Raw genomic sequence first — 16,756 nt, 5'->3', positions numbered from 1 at the left:
AGGCTGTGCGCTTTGCACCGGATCGCTAGCGAAAAGCGCACGATGGCGTTATCGTCCACGCCATGATTCGTCCCGCCATGTCGCCGATTGCATCGACCTGCGAGCCGCCCACCGTGCCCGGCTGGGCGACCCAGCGCGGGTCGGTGACGAGCGATGCGGAGGCGGCGTTCATGGCCGGCGCGGCGTTGCATGCCCTCGACACTCTGGTGCGCGCGGCACCGCCCTGGGCCGGCGCCTGGCGCCAGCGCCAGGCGTTGAAATGCGCCGCGGCCGCCGTGCGCCTCGCCGGCCGCGCCGAGGACGAGGCGGCGCTGCGCGACGCCTGGCATCTGCGCAGCCCAGGCGACGATCCCGGCCCCTCCGGCGCCATTTTTGCGGCATGGAAACGACTGGCCTCACGCTCGCCGGCGGTCGACGCCGACGGCCTGCGCGGAATCTGCGACTTGCTCGGGGTCCGCTGGGATGGCGCGCTGGCGACCATCCCCGAACAATCTGCTGCGGTCCGCGCCGCCGGCGCCGTTCATGGCCGCCGCCATCGCCGGGCACGTCCACGCCGCGCGGCCGGAGGCGGCGTTTTTGGGCTGGTGGCTCGCCGACCTGGCGCTGGCGCAAAGATTGCGCTGGCCGCGGCCGGTGCCGCTCCTGATGGCGCAGGTGCATTCGTCAGCCTTTCGCACCGAGGGCGCACGAGGCGCAAAAATACGGCCGGGGGAGCAAAAGTTCGAGCGGGCGGTCTGCCTCGCGGTCGCGCAAGCCTCGGTGGAGGCCTGCCGGCTGGCCGCCGACATCGCCCGGAACGCCGCCCGGCTTGCCGCGGCGGCGCCCAAGCTCAGGGCGAAAGGGGGCGGGGGAGGCGATCAGGTTGCTTCTCGACGAGGACGCCGTGCCCGGCTCGCTGCAGACGCCCCGTCTGTCGCGATGGGGCGCGCGGCGCCTGTTCGAGCGGCTGACCGGTCTCGGCGCGGTGCGCGAACTGTCCGGCCGCGCCACCTTTCGCATCTACGGGCTGTGATGATGGCGGCGCGTCCGACGAAGGCTCGCCGAGACAATGGGGATGGGCAACGACTGTTGCTTGACCGGGATCTCGACCACCTGCCGCCGGAGGTTCGGTGGCGTGAATGGATGGGGCGGGTCGAGGCGGTCATTTTCGCTTCCCACCAGCCGGTGTCGCGGGAGGTTCTTGCGCGGATGGTGGGCCGCGACTGCAATCTCGATCTTGTGATCGACGACATCCGCGCCGAACTGCGCGGCCGGCCCTACGATCTGGTGGCGGTCGCCGACGGCTGGCAGCACCGCACCCGGCCGGCTTTTTCAGACGCTATCCGCGCCGCTTCGGGCGTCAGCGAACAGACCGTCGACCTGTCGCAATCGGAAGCGCTGGTGCTGATGACGGAGGCGTATTTCCAGCCGATCACCCGCGCCGAGCTGTCCGGTTTTTTCGGCCGCGAGATCAGCCGCGACCTCATTGGCAATCTGCGCGGCGCCGGCTTCATTGCTTCCGGACCGCGCGCGCCGCAGCCGGGGGCGCCCTACACCTATGTGACGACGAAGACCTTCCTGTCCCACTTCAGCTTCGAGACGCTGCGCGATCTCCCCGACATGGAGAAGCTCGAGGACGCCGGCCTGCTCGACAAGGCAAAACTGCTCGCCGACTTGTCCGGCGCGCTCGGCATTGTCAGCGAAGACGCAGAGGCGGAGGAGCAGGGGCTGCCATGACGCCACCGCCATTCGGGGAAGACACGATCCGTGCCCTCGCCACCGAGGAATCCTTCGCGCGCGGCAAAAGCTACTTTCGCAGCGGGGCTGTTTCCGAACTCGTGCACCGCGGCGATGTCCTGACCGCGCAGGTCGAAGGCAGCGAATTCGCGCCTTACGTCGTGACGGTCAGGCTCCGCGAAGGCGGCGTCGCCGACACGCGCGGCGTGACCGAGACACGCTGCTCCTGCCCCTACGACTGGGGCGGCGCCTGCAAGCATGTCGTCGCCGTGCTCCTGAAGTTTGTTGCCAAGCCGGGCGAGGTCGTGGAAAGGCTTCCGCTCGCGGACATGCTCCGGGACCTCGATCGGGCGGCGCTGGCGGCGCTGCTGATCAGCCGGGCCGAGGAGGATCCGGGCTTGGTGCTCTGGCTCGAGGCGGAACTGGCCGTCGGCGCGCCGGACGGATTTTTGGCGGGTGCGCGCCGCACCGCCGTCGATCCGAAACCGATCAGACGGCAGGCTGAGGCGCTGCTGTCGGGGCGCAATTCCCGAAGACGCGGCTGGAGCGACGATGTCCCCGCGGTCGACGAGGACGGCGTCGCGGCGCTGATCGACAAGGCGAGGCCTTTCCTCGAGGCGGGTGACGGTCGCAACGCCCTCGCCATTTTGGAGCCGGTCACCGAGGCCCTGGTGCCCGCATGGCTCGAACAGGCCGACTGGGACGAAACGCTGCACGAGTTTTTTCCCGTGCTCGGCCAACTGATCGCCGAGGCGGTCCTGATGAGCGATCTCGCACCTGGCGAACGCGACGACCTGATGGCGCGGCTCGATGTCTGGCAGGGCGAACTCGACGGCTACGGCCTCGACGACCATCTGCAGGTCGCGATCGATGCGCTCGAACAGGGCTGGGATGAGATCGGTCTTGCGGACGTGATGGCCGGCCGGGGACGAACCTGGCCGCTCTCGGGCCAGGGCGACTGGATCATGGAGCGGCTGACGGAAGCCCGGCTGCGGGTGCTCGATATCGGCGGGCGGGCGGAGGAATTTCTCAACCTCGCCAGAGCGGCGGGACGGCATGGCGATCATGCCGCGATGCTCGTGCGGCTGGCACGTGTCGCGGAAGCTGCCGCTTATGCCCGGAAACAGTTTCGCTCCGCCGAAGAGGTTCTGCTGCTCTCACAGGTCTTGAAGGAGGCGGGACAGATCGACGAGGCGCTGGAACTGGCCGAATGGGGTCTGACGCTGAAGGCGGAAGAGGACCGCCCCTATGGGATTGTCGGTCTCGCGCGCTGGCTGCGCGATTGCGCCGCCGCGCTGGCCAGGAGAGAACCCGCATTGACGGCGGCGGGCGCCGCTTTCGAGCACAGTCTGTCGCTCGAGGATTTTCGGGCGGCCGAGACCCTGGCCGGACCGGAATGGACGGCGATGCGCGCCCGCCTTCTCGCGAAGCTGGCGGCGGCGAAACACGCTCACGACCGGACCGAGATTTTCCTGAACGAAGGCAGGATCGACGAGGCGGTGCGGTCCGTCGACGTCGAGAACGTTTTGCGCAATCCGTCCAATACGGTTCTTATGCGCCTCGCCGAGGCGGCGCACGCCAGCCATCCCGACTGGGTCATCGATGTCTGCGAGCGCATGGCCGTCAACGTCATGGATTCGGGCCAGGCCGGATTCTACGAACTGGCGGCGCAGTGGCTGGAAAAGGCGGTGCTCGCCTATGATGCGGCGGGCCGGTTCGACGACTGGATCGAAAGGATCGACAAGCTTATCGAAAAACACCGGCGCAAGCACAAGCTCAAGCCGCTGCTCCAAGCGTTGCGCCCGGGCGCATAGGCATGGCCGGACGGCCTTGGAGAGCCAAACAGCCATATCGTCGCACGAACGCGGCAACATCGTCGATAGACCCTGACCGACGCTATTCCAGACGGTAGCCAAGGGTCCGATATCCGGTCCGCCGCTTCGCGGCCATACGCGCCAGAACCTGCACGGCCCCGTCGACATAATCATAGACGAGAACCTCGGACTTGCCCTGATGTTCGCGATGCAGGCGCCCGACATACTGGGCGAGCGTCCCTTCCACGAGATCGGCATGGTCAGGAACAGCGTGTCGAGCCGGTGGTCGTCAAAGCCTTCTCCGAGATAGCGGCCTGTCGCCAGAATGAGCCGTTCCTGATCGTCCGATACGCGAAGGGCAGCCTCGGCCGCATTGCGGTCCGCAGCCTTCATGCCGCCGCGCAGGACCACGAGATTGCGAGCAAACTTGGCAAATCGCGCCTGCAAGCGTTCGAGATGATCCCGCCGTTCGGTCAGCACGACCGGCGACCGACCCGCTTCCAGCGCCTTCAGCACGTCGTCGAAGATCAGATCGTTGCGGGGCTCATCCACAGCAAGCGCGGCATAGATTGCTGGCATCGAGGGGCGTTCCATGTTCGCAAGGGAAAGCGGAAGCTGGAATGTGGTCGGTCGTTCCAGGACACGGTGGCTCAATGTGCTTTCGATTGCCTGGTGGCGCGCACTCGCGCGATACCGGACCGGTCCGCATTGCATGAAGATGATCGGATGGTGCCCGTCCTTGCGCGCGACAGTCGCCGACAGGCCGAGGACGTATTTCGCCTTGGCGCGCCGCGCCACCAGCTCGAAGCTTGCTGCGGACAGATGATGGCACTCGTCTACGACGAGATGGCCGTAGTCGGCCACCAGATCCGAAACCTCGCCGCGCCGGACCAGGCTCTGGATAAGCGCAATATCGATGATGCCCGTCGGCTTGCGGCGCCCACCGCCGATGATGCCGATATGCTGCGGGTCAATTGCGAGGAAGGCTTTAAGACGCTCGATCCATTGAGTGAGCAGTTCGCGGCGGTGCACGAGGATCAGCGTGTTGCGGGCGCGCTGCGCGATCAGTGCCGCGGTGACGACCGTCTTGCCGAATGCCGTGGCGGCAGCCAGCACGCCAAAGTCGTGCGCCGCCAGCGCTTCATTGGCTTCGACCTGCCTGCCCCTCAGCGCGCCGAGAAACCGTGTGCCTTCGGGAAGCGAAGTTCCCGATTCCCGGCGATCCTCCAGGTCGATGTCACCGCCGTGGTTCCGGATCAGGTCGATCACCTCGTCCAGACAGCCGCGCGGCAGCCCGACATGACTCGGATGCACCTCCGCGCAGGAAATGATCCGGGGCTTGCCGAAGGTCGACAGGCGCATGGCCTGGGCGCGATAGAACTCCGGATTCTGGAAAGCAGCCAACCGAACGAGCCGCGCCACCATGGTGGCGGGCAAGCCGGCGCGTTCGACATAGGCCTGATCCGCGAGCACGATCTTGATTCGGTCCGGCAGCGGCTCGGTGACTGCGATCGGAGCACGCCTGGAAGGCGTCATCCGCCAGGGCTCATCCGCTGCTTCATCCTCGACCGGCAGTCGCACGCCGAGCACGCGGCCCCGCATCTCCGCCTCGTCTACCAAGCGGCTCACCGCGTCGGCGGGCAGAAGCGGCAATGACGACAGGAACGCCCACTGGTCGGCATAGGGACGCAGATCTCGATCGACAAAGACGCTGTTGCCCTGTTTCCGCGCGCGCCGCTGCAGCGGAAGGGCGATGAGATTTCCGAACCCGCCAACCGGCATGGTGTCCTGGCTTGGAAAGAAGCGGTCGTAAGAAGCAAAGCCGATTTCCGGGCGTCGCTCCATGGTCTCGGTCACGAGGAGGGAGCCGAGCCGTCGCGCGGTGCGCGCCGGGATCGGTTCGGAGAAGAAAATCCAGAGATGCCCGCCATTGCCGGACCGCGACCGCTCGAGCGCGGAATCAATGCCCTTGGCATCGCAAGTTTCCATCATGGCGATTGCATCCGCGGACCAACTCTCGCCGTCGAAATCAGCCGCCAGGAACCAGCAGGTTTCGTCGAGCAGCAGCGGGTAGACCCCGGCGACGAAGTTCTCGGAGCCGCGTCGCGACCCGGTAGCGCCGCGCAGATGGTTTTCAATTACGTCGTCGGAGACCGGAATGAAGGCTTGGTTGGGACATTCGCCGCATTTTACCCGCGGCTTGCCGCAGATTCCCTTTACCCACTCATTGGCGCAGGCCGGCGCATAGCCCGACCGCCCCGCCCTCCTGTTTTCCCAGCGGACCGGATGCACGTCCGATCGGCCAGCAAATAGGCGGCGGAACAGAGCAATTTTGTCTACCGCCGTTGACGCATTGGTGACCGGCGCGGCTTCGGCGAAAGGCGCGGACAGGTCCGCCAAGGGGAGCAGTGCCTGTGGCTGATCAAGCTCGACAAGTCTTGCTTCAAGGGCTCGTCGCTCCGCAGCCAGCGATTCCAGGCGGGCACGGATACGGTCAATCTCATCGTCTCTTTCAAAATCGCATTTCGACACAGCCTGAACCACTGTCTGTCAATCAAACGCCAGATATGTCAGCTCGGCCTCCAACAGGCCGATATGCTCTGGTACCATGACCACCTAACTGCCGTTCTCTAACACGTCGATAAGCGCCAATCAGGGCAGAAAGATCGACGCCCTGGATATCAATCGTCCTTTGGGGAGCTTCGTCCTCGATCATGACACGCTTGCGCATCCACTGGCAGAGCGGTTGCAAGGCTGCAGCAAGGCTACCGGCGGCGAGAATGCGCTGACGCCAGAAGATGATTTCGAAAGCCTCCGTCCCGGCCGTCAGATGATCGTGACATTCTTCTGCTATTTGGTCGAAACAGCGGATGCGCGCGGCTGAAGATAGGTTGATCAGCGTCCTGGCCGAGCCGGGATCAACGGCCGTCGGAAGGCTGAGGAGTCGCGCGATCAGCGAACTCTTTGCGAGAAAGCCCTTGGCGGCCTCCATGCGGAGCATGTCATGAAGGCAGCGCTCGAAACGCCGCGTTGCCGCTTTCACGCTGACTTTCGCGGCTGTTCTCAGGTCGAAATGGCAAGTGGCGCAATGATGCTGCGGAATAAGGCCCGATTGATTAAATGCTGCAGTGCCGCTGCCGCAAGACGGACACCGGTCACGCAGCCCGCAGCCGTGCATCGGGCAGGAGATACTGCTCGCCATCCGCCACCGCCGGCGGAAGTAAGGCGCCAAATCGGAGGTGAGGCACTGAGGGCAGAATTGCAGCCAGGTCGAGCGCCCTCGGTGGCCGGTCTGGCGCAGTGGTAGCAGGAGGCGCGTGCGCTCATCCTGCGCAAGGGTCATTGCAGCCAAAGTGTCTCGCGCAACTCCGGAATAGTGATGAAGCAGGCGCGCCGCGCCATCCGGCAGCGCAAGATCGAGCCGCGCCGACCACATGCCGCCGTCTATCCCGAAAACGTCGGCAAAATGGCGCGGTGCGATGCCATTGGCGAACGCCAGGCGATTGAGCCAGCTCGATAGCAGCTCATCCGCTTGCGGCACGACCACGACTGGCCAGCGGTCGGAATGAATCTCCCGGTAGTGCGACTGCACTTCGATCGCGAACTCGGCCGTGCCGGTCATAGCCGCTATAGCAGGGCTTCGCGCACCGGCGCCTGACGACGGGCCGAGAGTGGAATGTGGCCTAACCGATCGATCATCGCCCTCGAGATGCACTCGGCGCCGGATCGGACGGCGACCACCGCCGCCTTGGTGAGGATGGCGACGACCTCGCCGATCAGGCCCTCCGAGAGCGAAAAGATCTTGCGCGCCATTTCTTCCTCCGACAGGTCGGAGCTTTTGGCGAGCGGCAGGGCCGCCTCGAGACTGTCGAGGAGCGCCAGATATTCTTCGCCATAGCGCCACCGCGGGACCGCGCACAGCTCGAACCGGCTCGCCATTTCATCGGTCGCATTGATAAAGTCATAGACGGCGACCTCACCGATCAGACCGGCGAGATGTCGTGAATCCGGCCAAGCCGACGCAGGAAGGCGAAGATCGCCTCGACGTCGCGGGTGCGGCCGCGTAACGCGTTGTGGAATTCGTCGAAGATCAGGATTCGGGGCGCGAGGCTGGCGAGCAAGTGATCGAGTTGCGCAGCCTTCCGACCAACATCGCGGACGTTGCCGATCGGCGCTTTCAGCGCCTGAAGGACGCTGGCATAGAAATGGGCAAGCCCCGCGCCCTCGTGGGTTTGCACGATCCAGACCCGTTGCGTCGGAGACATCCTCAAATGCTCGATTGCGAATCGCTCGGCGACCATCGTCTTGCCGTTGGCGTAAGGACCAATCAGCATCAGGCCGCCGGTGCGCAGTGCAGCCGGACGGGAAAGCAAGTCGGCCAACCGCTCATGAGCGTCCAGCGCCGCGTGATGGCCGATCCAGCGCGGCGAGCGGATGAAGGCGATCCGCTCCTCGATGTTTCCATCGAGATAGGGCCGTACATGGTCGAGAAGATGATCGGCCATTCACGCGCTACCATTCTTCGATCGGCAGCCGCCGCTTTTGACGCACCGGGTGCTCCACCGGGGCCGGCGGCACCGGCGCCATTGCCTCATAAGGCTTGGAAGCTCCCGCCGCATGGCCAGCGCGAACCGCGTTGCGCAATTCCGTCTTCTTGTGCTTGGCGGTTCCGGCAACGGACGCAATCTCACGGCGGAGCTGGACCTTCTCGACATTCGACCGGGCATTCGCCATCCGGCGGTTGGCGCGGTCGCTTTCGTGCTCCCACAGGGTGACCGGCGTCAAAATCCCGTCACGGCGCCGGACCGAGCGAAAGGCGACACCTGCGGGGTCGCGGACATAGACATGACTGATGTCGCGCGGATCGTAACGAATCTCCAGCTTGCCCAACCGGTCGCGTTCGGGAACGAACGAACCGAGCCATGGCGCGTAATAGAACAGGGCAAACATGCTGATGCCTTGCGGCGTCAGGCGCCGTTCGGCACCCGGCAGAAACGTCAGCAGGACGTCATGCGCGTCGTCATTGAAGCGCGGATTATCCACCGCGTGTGCCTGCCACTCGGTAAGCGGCACTTTTAGCGTCTTGGCGTTCTCCTGGAGATTGTGATCGACGACAGCAAGCGCGACGCAACGCTCGAGATCGGCAAAGCTCAGGCAAGCACGTTTCTCAGACGGATATTCGTCACGGTCGGCCACCGATCGTCCGGTCGATCCCGGGTGCGTAGCAAGCACGGCATTGAGCTTGCCCAGCAGACGCTCGACCACACCACCCTGATGGACGCGGCCGCGGTCACGATATCGGATGCCGATGCCGTATTCCTCGCAGCCGCGCTGAAACGCCCGCCCCTTGAACTCCTTGGCCGAGTCCGTGACGAGTCGGCGTGGTCGGCCGAGCATTGGCCAGTCATGGTCAAGGCCGCGTGCGGCCATCCACTGCTCCTTCGGGCACATTGCGTGCGCAAGACAGAGTGCGACGGAGAGGGAAGACGGCTTTTCCAAGGACAGGCAGAAACCCAGAATGCAGCGCGAGAACACGTCGGTGAGGATGGTCAGGTAGGCGCGGCCGACGAAAATGCCGGCACCGTCGACCACCTCGACGAAGTTGATGTCGGTCGGCGTGTGATCGATCTGACAGACGTCGAGCGGGCGCGGGGCATGGATATAGCCCGGCCGCGGCTTGAGGCGACGAAGGTGCTTCGGGTTGGCTGACCGCCCCTTGGCAATCTCTTCCGGCGTGAACAAGGCCGGGATGCGGCGCGCGGCGGCAATGTAGGACGGCGGTCGAAGGCCGGCCTCCTCGCAACGCGCGCGGATTTCGGCGACGACAGGGGCAAGCGGCGGCGCTTCCAGAACAAGCCACTGCTCGCGCAATGTCGCAGCAATGATTTCCTCGATCTTCGACGGCAACCGCTTCCGGCGTGTGTTGCCCGTTTTCGGCAAGAGCACCGTTACTGTTCGGTCGTCACGATAGCGCGCCAGGAGATTGTAGATCTGACGGGTCGACAACTGCAGCTCAGCCGCTACGCGAGCAATCGCCGATCGGCGCGGCGCGGAACCATCGAGGACCTTGTCGAGTTCGCTCGCTATCCGCCGCGCCTGCGACCAGTGGTCGTCGGTCGCAGTTCGGGACGCGGCCAAAGGCCCCTTTTGCACCAGCTTCTGCAAGGCGGCACCCCATGGTTGAAATTCTTAGCGAGAAATCAGTCGCGCAATACCACCCAAAGCCAACGCGGATATGACATTCGCAGGATTGAAATCCGCAAGTAAAAGCCACAGCGGCCGAGGTTTTGGTCCGCCTCGACGAGCGGGTTGCCCGTTCGCCGGTCCGCGACGGCTTTGTCGAGCGCCAGCATTTTGCCGATGCCGCTTCCGCGCTCTGGCTCGAGGGCGAACTTGTCCACCTCGAGGACCTTGTCCTGCACGACGCCCACATGGACATCCGCACCCCGACCCACGAGCTGACCCGCGCGCATGCAGTTCTGCGAAGAACCCGCCGACGGATTTTTGCGCACAGGCCTGACTGGGCGCTCAGCCGCGACGGTTTTTTGGCGCTGACCGGTCGCGGCGGCGCCATGCCGGCGGCGGGCCAAAAAAGCCGGGACGGGGAGGGGGCTGGAACTGCCTCTGTGGAAGCCGACGATCGCGATGACGCTGAGGCCGATCTGCTGGCCGGAGAATTTGCCGAGATCGATGCCGTCCTGGCGCGCTCGTCGAAGATTCTCAGCGGCGCCGACGTGCCGGCGAAAGCGGCGCGCCCGGACGACCGGCCGGACCTGATTTACGATCTCGACTGGAATGAGGAAGAACGCTTGGCCGAATGGCAGGCTGTGCTCGCGGAAACGCGGGGGCAACCAGTCGTGCTGCGCGCTGCGGTCCTGCTCGAAGCCTGGTCGGACATCGAGGTGCTGCAGCATGCCACGTGGCTCGGGCCGCTGCTCGTGGCTGCACTGCTGCGACAGGAAGGACTCGCCGCCCACCATCTCGCTTGCATTCATCTCGGCGCGAAAAACATTCCGCGCGAGCGGAGGCGGACGCGCAATCGCGGCGATCGGCTGCTCGCCTTGCTCGATGCCATTCACGACGCAGCAGTGGCTGGCCTGAAGGAACACGATCGGCTGGTGCTGGCAAAAAGCCAGATGGAGCGGCGACTCAAACAACGGCGCGCCAGCTCGAAACTGCCCGACCTGGTCGAGCTGGTACTCTCGCGGCCGATGGTCTCGACGGTCATGATCCAGGAGCGGCTAAAGGTGACAAAACAGGGGGCGCTCAACCTGATCGGCGAGCTTGGCGTGCGCGAGATGACGGGCAGGGGAAGGTTTCGGGCGTGGGGAGTGATCTGAAACGAGCACCGAGAGGTTGCCGCCGTTGTTGTGGGCAATGACGAGAGACTATACTACTGATAATGCAAGATTATCATTCGTTCTATGTTGCCGACAGGCGCGGCGGTTTTATGCGCAAACGGTTGTCAAAATGCTGTTGCGGATGATTCTGCGGCCCAAATCCTTCCGTCATGGCATGCCGCTGGGCGCCCTGTCGGCCGTGCCGATGGTGGCGGTCCCGGCCTGGCTGCGTCGCGCCGTTGCCGAAGTGCAAAGCCTCGCGGGCAAAGACGTCGAGGACGTCGCGCTCGCTGCTGGCGCTGCCATCTACGCGCTCGATGCGGTGGTCCGCCGGCAGGAAACGATGGGCCGGCGCCTGGCGCCGGCGGTCTGGCTCTCACAGGAGCAGCGGTGACCGCGCGGCAGATGGGCCGCGTCGAGGACGAAAATGCGCTGCGCGATGCTGTGCTGCTTACGCGGCCGGGCGACGATGTCGGCCCCGCCGGTCATTTGCTCCTCGCCTGGCGTCGGCTGGCATCTCGGCCGGCGGAAGAGTTGCTGAAGGAGAAAAGCCTTGTCGTGGTGCTGGAAGAGTTCGGCTACGCCGGCGACGATGAGGCGGTCAGTAACCTGGCGGACGATCTTCGCCAGTTCGCCGCCGTCGACGTGACGGTGAGAATCATGACCGACGTCATCGTGACCGCCGCACGCCACGGCTTTGGCCGAGCATCAGCTGCAGCTCGCGCGTGCGATGCTTGTTTTCTGAGTAGAAGTTGTGTTCGGCGTGGATCGAGAGACGAGCGACGGTGTCGGCAGTGAGAGTTCCCGTCGTCACTAATTTCTCGCTTGCCTGGAACGATTTGATTGCCTCTTGGGTCGAGACGCCGAGGGTACGTCGCCGGCGGTCCTCTTCGCTAACTGAGAACTTGAGCCCAGTGAGAGCCCGTTGAAGTCGAGCAATCTCCGCTTTGCTCGGACGATCAAGACTTGCGACAGTGACTGCCCAAGGACGCACCCGATGCGGGAGAAGCTCACGCATGACTGCTGCGGTCGCGGTATCGACCGCACCGGTGGGCTGGAGGTTGCGCTCACGCTGGAAGGTCTGGACGATCTCATCGACGACCGGTCCTTGCGCCTCAGTTGGGCTTGCTTCTACCAATCTGTCGAGGAGCTGGCCACGTCGTTCCTCGTCATCCCCAAGGACGAGTTTACGCTCGAGCAAGAAGCGCATCACGTCCGCAAGGCCGTCCTTGTGGTCAGCAATAGCTGCCAATGGTCGCTGCAGACCTCTTCGCATTTTCGAACCCCCGCCCGCTTGTAGTCAGTAGTGAGGTTAGATTGCACCAGCCCGGCTCATAGTAAGTCTAATTCAGCAATCGAACGGAGTCTCTAGAATATTTCGATCAAATTTTCAGAATATTCTCAGGACCGCACGTCAAGCGACGCTCGACCGCTCAGAAGCGCGAGGCTATAGTTGATGCCTGTTGCGCTTCGACAGAACCTGGGTGCTAGGTCGGCTTCTGTGCCCAATTGCGTAAAGCGGACGTTCGGCTTTGGAACCGCAACGGCCATATGGAGGTCATGACTGACCTTCAGGAATGACGCCAAATCAGACAAAACCTTGGATAAAACGAACTAATATCCTGCCAGCGGGTGCCATTTGCTGCAGCCGGATCCTAGCGAGGGACTTGACTAGTTGTAGCATGAAGCGTCCCATATGGATGTTACTAGCTGGAGGGGACTGTTATGGCGCTGATAATAATACAGATGCCCGGTGGTGACACCGAGGCGGTCGATCCAACTCAACTTCTGTGGTTCCGGCCAGCGTTCGACTGGGAAATTGCCAACACGACTACGATAAGGATAGGCAGTGAGCGCCTCTACTCCATTGAAAAAATGGACAAGATCTTCGATCGCTTCAAGCAAGCGGGCCACAAATTGGGGACCTTTACGGCACCCGGAGATGATATCAAACCCGTTGTCAATGCTCGAAATGTCTTAGAAATCGAGAAGGCAAAACCTGCCATCAATCATCCTGGAGCCAAAGCTGTCTTGAAATTCAGCTTTCGAGAGGGGCTTGCTGTCAGGGAGGCGCCAGAGGCTGCCAAGACTATCTTGGACGATGCATTAAAGGCTTAGCAGGGGAAAACGTGGAGGCCACGATTTTTTCTTCGCTACCTAGATAAGTCACACTGAAACTTCGCACATAATGCGACTTGGGTTTGTCAGCGCGGCGCGGGCGCGCCATCGTTGACCTGAATGGGGGCTCTATGGGTCAAAAGAGCGAGTATCCGCCCCCACCGGTTCGACGGCTGCGTGTTTATGCTTTTGACCCCCAAGCCTCGACCACCGCAGCTACGGCTGGGATCAATGTGGCTACCATCAAGCTGACGTGGGAGCAAAGCTGGGAGGACGAGCTCCGTCCCGGTCCGATCAACGATTATCTCGAGGTCATCGATATCGATCCGGTCAGTGGGCAATTTTACGATCCGGTCGATGTCAACGACCCGCACCTTTTGGCGCAGGATGGCCTCGCCCCGTCGGAGGGGGACCCGCGGTTTCATCAACAGATGGTCTTCGCGGTTGCGATGAAAACCATACGAACGTTCGAGCGCGCGCTCGGCCGCAGAGTATTCTGGGCGCCGCGCCGAATGGCCGACAATACCTACCAACCCGTACAGAAGCTGCGCATCCATCCTCATGCGCTCCGCGAGCCGAATGCTTACTACAGCCGTGAGACCAAGGCGCTTTTGTTCGGCTACTTCCGCACCTCGGCCAAGCTGGCCGGTGCCCAGTGGGTGTTTACCGCGCTATCACACGACATCATCGTTCACGAAACGACGCATGCCATACTGGACGGACTTCACCGCCGCTTTGCCGAACCGACTAACGTGGACAGTCTGGCGTTCCACGAGGCCTTTGCAGACATTGTCGCCCTGTTCTCGCATTTCACACTCGAAGAGGCCGTGCGCGGCCAGATTTCCAGGGACGGCGGACGCCTGGACAATCGTTCACTTCTCAGCGGGCTTGCCCGACAGTTCGGCGAGGCCACCGGGCGCGATGGTGCGCTCCGCGATGCAATTGACGGGAATATCGACGGATCGCCACCCATTCTTAGCGATGAGATGACCGAACCGCATGAACGTGGCGCGGTCCTTGTGGCGGCGGTGTTCGATGCATTCTTAGCAATCTACGAGAACCGCACCGCCGACTTGTTGCGCATCGCGGGCGTTAAGCCCGGCGTGACGGCGGGTCAGGATCTTCATCCCGATCTCGTCAGCCGTTTGACCCGCGAGGCGAGCAAGTCCGCTGAGCACGTAATGCGGATGTGCATTCGGGCCTTGGATTACATGCCCCCGGTCGACATTCGCTTCGGCGACTTCCTGAGAGCCATCATCACGGCGGACTACGACCTCCTTCCCGATGATGTCCTGGACTACCGGCTGGCCATCATTGACGGGTTCCGGCGACGGGGCATTGTACCGGAAGGTTCGTTGTCAATGGCGCCGGACAGTCTCATTTGGGAAGCACCGGCCTACCGTGTCTCTGCAAGTGAACTTGACCTGGACCTGGAGCCGAAGTTCGATCGGGATCAAGCCATTGAACTGGCTGAGGCCAACGCGGTCGCAGTTCATAAGTGGATTCTCAAGGCCGACATGAGCAAGGAGACGGAAGACGCGCATTGGCAGGAAGTCTGCGGCGTTGTCTTCCGACGGCACCTCCGGTCCGATGATGACCGCGAAACAATTCTGAGCCGTCCCAGAATACCCAGAGGATTTGCCGCACCGGTCGAAATCCACTCGGTCAGAACCACGCGGCGGGCCGGCCCTGACGGGCAGGATCTCCGTCAATTGATCATCGAGATTGCGCAACAGCGTCGGGGCTTTCTTGATCGCTCGGTTCAGGTGGAACAAGATGCAAGCGGGGATGATCCGCAGCCTGGGGATTTCGCGTTCCGCGGAGGGGCGACCCTGATCTTCGATTTGCGGGAAGGCCATCTGCGCTACGCCGTGCGCAAGCCTATCAGTGATGACCGGCGCTTGGAGGATCAGCGAAGCTTCCTCATGGATCGCCAGTCGGCGAGCACTGCGCTGGCTTATGGCCTTCAAGATGCTTTGGGAGATGAAGCAGAGCCATTCGCGCTGGTGCACAGGGGAGGTTGACGGATGCGGACGCTGAAAAGCCTGAAAATCCGCATGTATCGGGGCATCTTGGGCGATTGCTTCCTCCTCCGTGCGACCGTTGACGAAGCGGGCGCCGATGTGACCCGATCGATTTTGATTGATTGCGGTGTCCTTCAGAACGTGGCCGCCGGCGCGGATATGATCAAGGATCTCGATGACGAAGTGGTGGCTGCGGTCGGGAAGGAGCGGCTCGCGCAAGTCGAGGCAGGCCCCAGTCGCATTTCCGCGATCGCCCGCAATGTTATCGAGGAGGTGAACGGCCGTATCGACCTCTTGGTCATCACGCATGAGCACTACGACCATCTCTCCGGATTTCTCTTCGAAAGAGAGCGCTTCTTTCACAATGATTTCGTAATTGGCCAATTATGGATGGCGTGGACCGAGAACCCGAAAGACGAGCAGGCAAAGGCGCTGAGAGAGCGCTTCGCAAAAGGAAAAAGGGCGCTGGCGGCGGCGGTTGCCTTGGCGCAAACCGAAGCCGGCAAGACCAATGCCAGACTGCAGAACGTCGCGAGCCTCGCGGCTTTCGCAGGGCCACTTCCGCAGGCAGGAATGGCGATCGGCGGCAGCCTTGGCACGGCCGACATTCTTCAGATGCTCAAAGACAAGGCCGGCAGCGATGCGACATCGTTTCTTGAACCGGGGCAGGCGATTGAGCTCGCAGATTTTGGGCTGAACGCCTACGTTTTGGGTCCGCCTCGCGATGAAACGCTGCTTCGCAAGGACACCCCATCTCACGGCTCCGGCAAGGAAGTTTACCTCACGCGTCTGGATGCTGCAGAAGCCGCGGAAAGCGCCGCGCGTGCACAGCTTGGGTTGAAAGGTGAGGGCGACGCTGTTCCGTTCTCGTCGGTCTACGCTCGGCCGATTCCCAAAGAGCCAACGGACAAGGGTCGGGAAGTTAAGGATCTTTACTACAACGAAAAGGAACACTGGCGCCGAATTGAAAACGAGTGGACCAGCTCCATTGAAGCGCTTGCGCTCAAGATGGACTCCGACACCAACAACACCAGCCTAGCGCTTGCCTTCGAGCTTCCCGACGGTCAGGTTCTGCTGTTTCCGGGCGACGCCCAGGTCGGCAATTGGCTTTCGTGGAACAACCAAAGCTATCCCACGCCAGCCGATGCGAATTCAAATCTCAAATCAGCCACCGCTGAGGACCTGTTGCGGCGCGTCACCTTCTATAAGGCGGGGCACCACGGCAGCCATAATTCCACGCTCAAACAACTGGGTCTGGAAAGAATGAAGGATCCTCGCCTAGTCGCCGCAATTCCCGTGGTGGAGGCCGTCGCCGCGGTGCAGGGGAAGGGCAGAACAAAACCCGGCAAGGGTTGGCAGATGCCCTTTGGTGAACTCTACAAAACCCTGAACGAGAAGACAAAGGGCCGGATCATGCAGGGCGACGGCGATCCGGAAACAGAGCGCCAAGCGTTCATCGACAACCCGACTGGCGACATTCCCGTCGTGATCGAACACGACGATCTGTTCGCGGAATTGACCTTCGCATTCGCTTGAAAAAGACTTCAAAGACGACGAGTGGATGTTTCGGCGACCAGAGGGCTGGTTCCGCGATCAGACCTGGCGCCTACACCCATCGATATGCGCGCCTATACGTCGGAATTGTTCGTGAGCGTGACGAGCACCCCATCTTGCCTGAGGGCTATGCACTGGGGAGATTTGCCGCCTGATTTGCGGCAGCGAGGAGCGCAGGCGCATGGAGTGG

11 protein-coding genes and 5 pseudogenes are annotated in these 16,756 nt (G+C 62.8%); 10 read left to right on the top strand and 6 right to left on the bottom strand.

The window, feature by feature from the left end; translation table 11 throughout:
• Positions 1 to 62: 62 nt before the first annotated feature.
• The 3 genes and pseudogenes from NKI85_RS32250 to NKI85_RS32240 all read left to right on the top strand — a co-directional run.
• Positions 63 to 894 (top strand): annotated as a pseudogene (locus NKI85_RS32250) (DUF1403 family protein); the annotation flags it as partial.
• Between the two features lie 120 nt (positions 895 to 1,014).
• Entirely contained in the window at positions 1,015 to 1,716 is a 702-nt protein-coding gene (gene scpB / locus NKI85_RS32245) for an SMC-Scp complex subunit ScpB (protein WP_352780064.1), read from the top strand.
• The gene (locus tag NKI85_RS32240) at positions 1,713 to 3,530 is read left to right on the top strand and encodes an SWIM zinc finger family protein (protein ID WP_352780052.1); all 1,818 of its coding nucleotides are present in this window, start codon (positions 1,713 to 1,715) and stop codon (positions 3,528 to 3,530) included. Before scpB ends, NKI85_RS32240 begins: the two co-directional genes overlap by 4 nt.
• Before the next feature lie 801 nt (positions 3,531 to 4,331).
• Here NKI85_RS32240 and NKI85_RS38035 read toward each other — a convergent pair.
• The 5 genes and pseudogenes from NKI85_RS38035 to NKI85_RS32215 form a co-directional block, all read right to left on the bottom strand.
• Positions 4,332 to 5,822: pseudogene (locus NKI85_RS38035) on the bottom strand (TOTE conflict system archaeo-eukaryotic primase domain-containing protein); the annotation flags it as partial.
• A gap of 262 nt (positions 5,823 to 6,084) precedes the next feature.
• Positions 6,085 to 7,152 (bottom strand): TniQ family protein, encoded by a 1,068-nt coding sequence (locus NKI85_RS32230; RefSeq protein ID WP_023722827.1) that lies wholly within the window; start codon positions 7,150 to 7,152, stop codon positions 6,085 to 6,087.
• A gap of 5 nt (positions 7,153 to 7,157) precedes the next feature.
• Positions 7,158 to 8,035, bottom strand: a pseudogene (locus NKI85_RS32225) (TniB family NTP-binding protein).
• A gap of 7 nt (positions 8,036 to 8,042) precedes the next feature.
• The gene (locus NKI85_RS32220; protein ID WP_502900752.1) at positions 8,043 to 9,695 is read right to left on the bottom strand and encodes a TnsB C-terminal domain-containing protein; all 1,653 of its coding nucleotides are present in this window, start codon (positions 9,693 to 9,695) and stop codon (positions 8,043 to 8,045) included.
• A 35-nt stretch (positions 9,696 to 9,730) separates the two neighbouring features.
• The gene (locus NKI85_RS32215; protein ID WP_352780050.1) at positions 9,731 to 9,961 is read right to left on the bottom strand and encodes a hypothetical protein; all 231 of its coding nucleotides are present in this window, start codon (positions 9,959 to 9,961) and stop codon (positions 9,731 to 9,733) included.
• Here NKI85_RS32215 and NKI85_RS32210 point away from each other — a divergent pair.
• The 3 genes and pseudogenes from NKI85_RS32210 to NKI85_RS38025 form a co-directional block, all read left to right on the top strand.
• Positions 9,860 to 10,870 (top strand): annotated as a pseudogene (locus NKI85_RS32210) (RHE_PE00001 family protein); the annotation flags it as partial. The gene NKI85_RS32215 and the pseudogene NKI85_RS32210 sit on opposite strands and share 102 nt — an antisense overlap.
• A gap of 130 nt (positions 10,871 to 11,000) precedes the next feature.
• Positions 11,001 to 11,264, top strand: a complete 264-nt coding sequence (locus NKI85_RS38030) for a hypothetical protein (RefSeq protein WP_502900751.1) — start codon at positions 11,001 to 11,003, stop codon at positions 11,262 to 11,264.
• Positions 11,261 to 11,668, top strand: a complete 408-nt coding sequence (locus tag NKI85_RS38025) for a DUF1403 family protein (RefSeq protein ID WP_502900750.1) — start codon at positions 11,261 to 11,263, stop codon at positions 11,666 to 11,668. Before NKI85_RS38030 ends, NKI85_RS38025 begins: the two co-directional genes overlap by 4 nt.
• Positions 11,669 to 11,702: 34 nt before the next feature.
• On the opposite strand, the pseudogene NKI85_RS38020 reads toward NKI85_RS38025, so the two are convergent.
• Positions 11,703 to 11,960: pseudogene (locus tag NKI85_RS38020) on the bottom strand (peptidoglycan-binding domain-containing protein); the annotation flags it as partial.
• On the opposite strand from NKI85_RS38020, the gene NKI85_RS32195 reads away from it, so the two are divergent.
• The 4 genes from NKI85_RS32195 (at position 11,868) to NKI85_RS32180 (ending at position 16,548) form a co-directional block, all read left to right on the top strand.
• Positions 11,868 to 12,170 (top strand): hypothetical protein, encoded by a 303-nt coding sequence (locus tag NKI85_RS32195; protein WP_352780066.1) that lies wholly within the window; start codon positions 11,868 to 11,870, stop codon positions 12,168 to 12,170. The pseudogene NKI85_RS38020 and the gene NKI85_RS32195 overlap by 93 nt on opposite strands.
• 425 nt (positions 12,171 to 12,595) lie before the next feature.
• Positions 12,596 to 12,988, top strand: coding sequence for a hypothetical protein (locus NKI85_RS32190; protein ID WP_352780049.1), 393 nt, complete (start codon positions 12,596 to 12,598; stop codon positions 12,986 to 12,988).
• 233 nt (positions 12,989 to 13,221) lie between these two features.
• Entirely contained in the window at positions 13,222 to 15,012 is a 1,791-nt protein-coding gene (locus tag NKI85_RS32185) for a gluzincin family metallopeptidase (protein ID WP_352780048.1), read from the top strand.
• 3 nt (positions 15,013 to 15,015) lie between these two features.
• Positions 15,016 to 16,548: an MBL fold metallo-hydrolase gene (locus tag NKI85_RS32180; protein ID WP_352780047.1), complete on the top strand. Its 1,533-nt coding sequence runs from the start codon at positions 15,016 to 15,018 to the stop codon at positions 16,546 to 16,548.
• Positions 16,549 to 16,756: the final 208 nt, after the last annotated feature.

This window comes from Mesorhizobium sp. M0571 (assembly GCF_040320985.1).
In the GTDB taxonomy this organism is placed as follows: Bacteria; Pseudomonadota; Alphaproteobacteria; order Rhizobiales; family Rhizobiaceae; genus Mesorhizobium.
Note: the sequence above shows the minus strand (reverse complement) of the source record. Positions and strands in the feature narration are given on the sequence as shown.

What these genes read in the sequence shown, in the direction of transcription:
- NKI85_RS32180 (WP_352780047.1), top strand. Translation starts at nt 15,016, where the DNA reads ATGCGGACGCTGAAAAGCCTGAAAATCCGCATGTATCGGGGCATCTTG.
- NKI85_RS38030 (WP_502900751.1), top strand. Translation starts at nt 11,001, where the DNA reads ATGCTGTTGCGGATGATTCTGCGGCCCAAATCCTTCCGTCATGGCATG.
- NKI85_RS32230 (WP_023722827.1), bottom strand. Translation starts at nt 7,152, where the DNA reads ATGACCGGCACGGCCGAGTTCGCGATCGAAGTGCAGTCGCACTACCGG.
- NKI85_RS32190 (WP_352780049.1), top strand. Translation starts at nt 12,596, where the DNA reads ATGGCGCTGATAATAATACAGATGCCCGGTGGTGACACCGAGGCGGTC.
- NKI85_RS32195 (WP_352780066.1), top strand. Translation starts at nt 11,868, where the DNA reads ATGCGGGAGAAGCTCACGCATGACTGCTGCGGTCGCGGTATCGACCGC.
- NKI85_RS32240 (WP_352780052.1), top strand. Translation starts at nt 1,713, where the DNA reads ATGACGCCACCGCCATTCGGGGAAGACACGATCCGTGCCCTCGCCACC.
- scpB (WP_352780064.1), top strand. Translation starts at nt 1,015, where the DNA reads ATGGCGGCGCGTCCGACGAAGGCTCGCCGAGACAATGGGGATGGGCAA.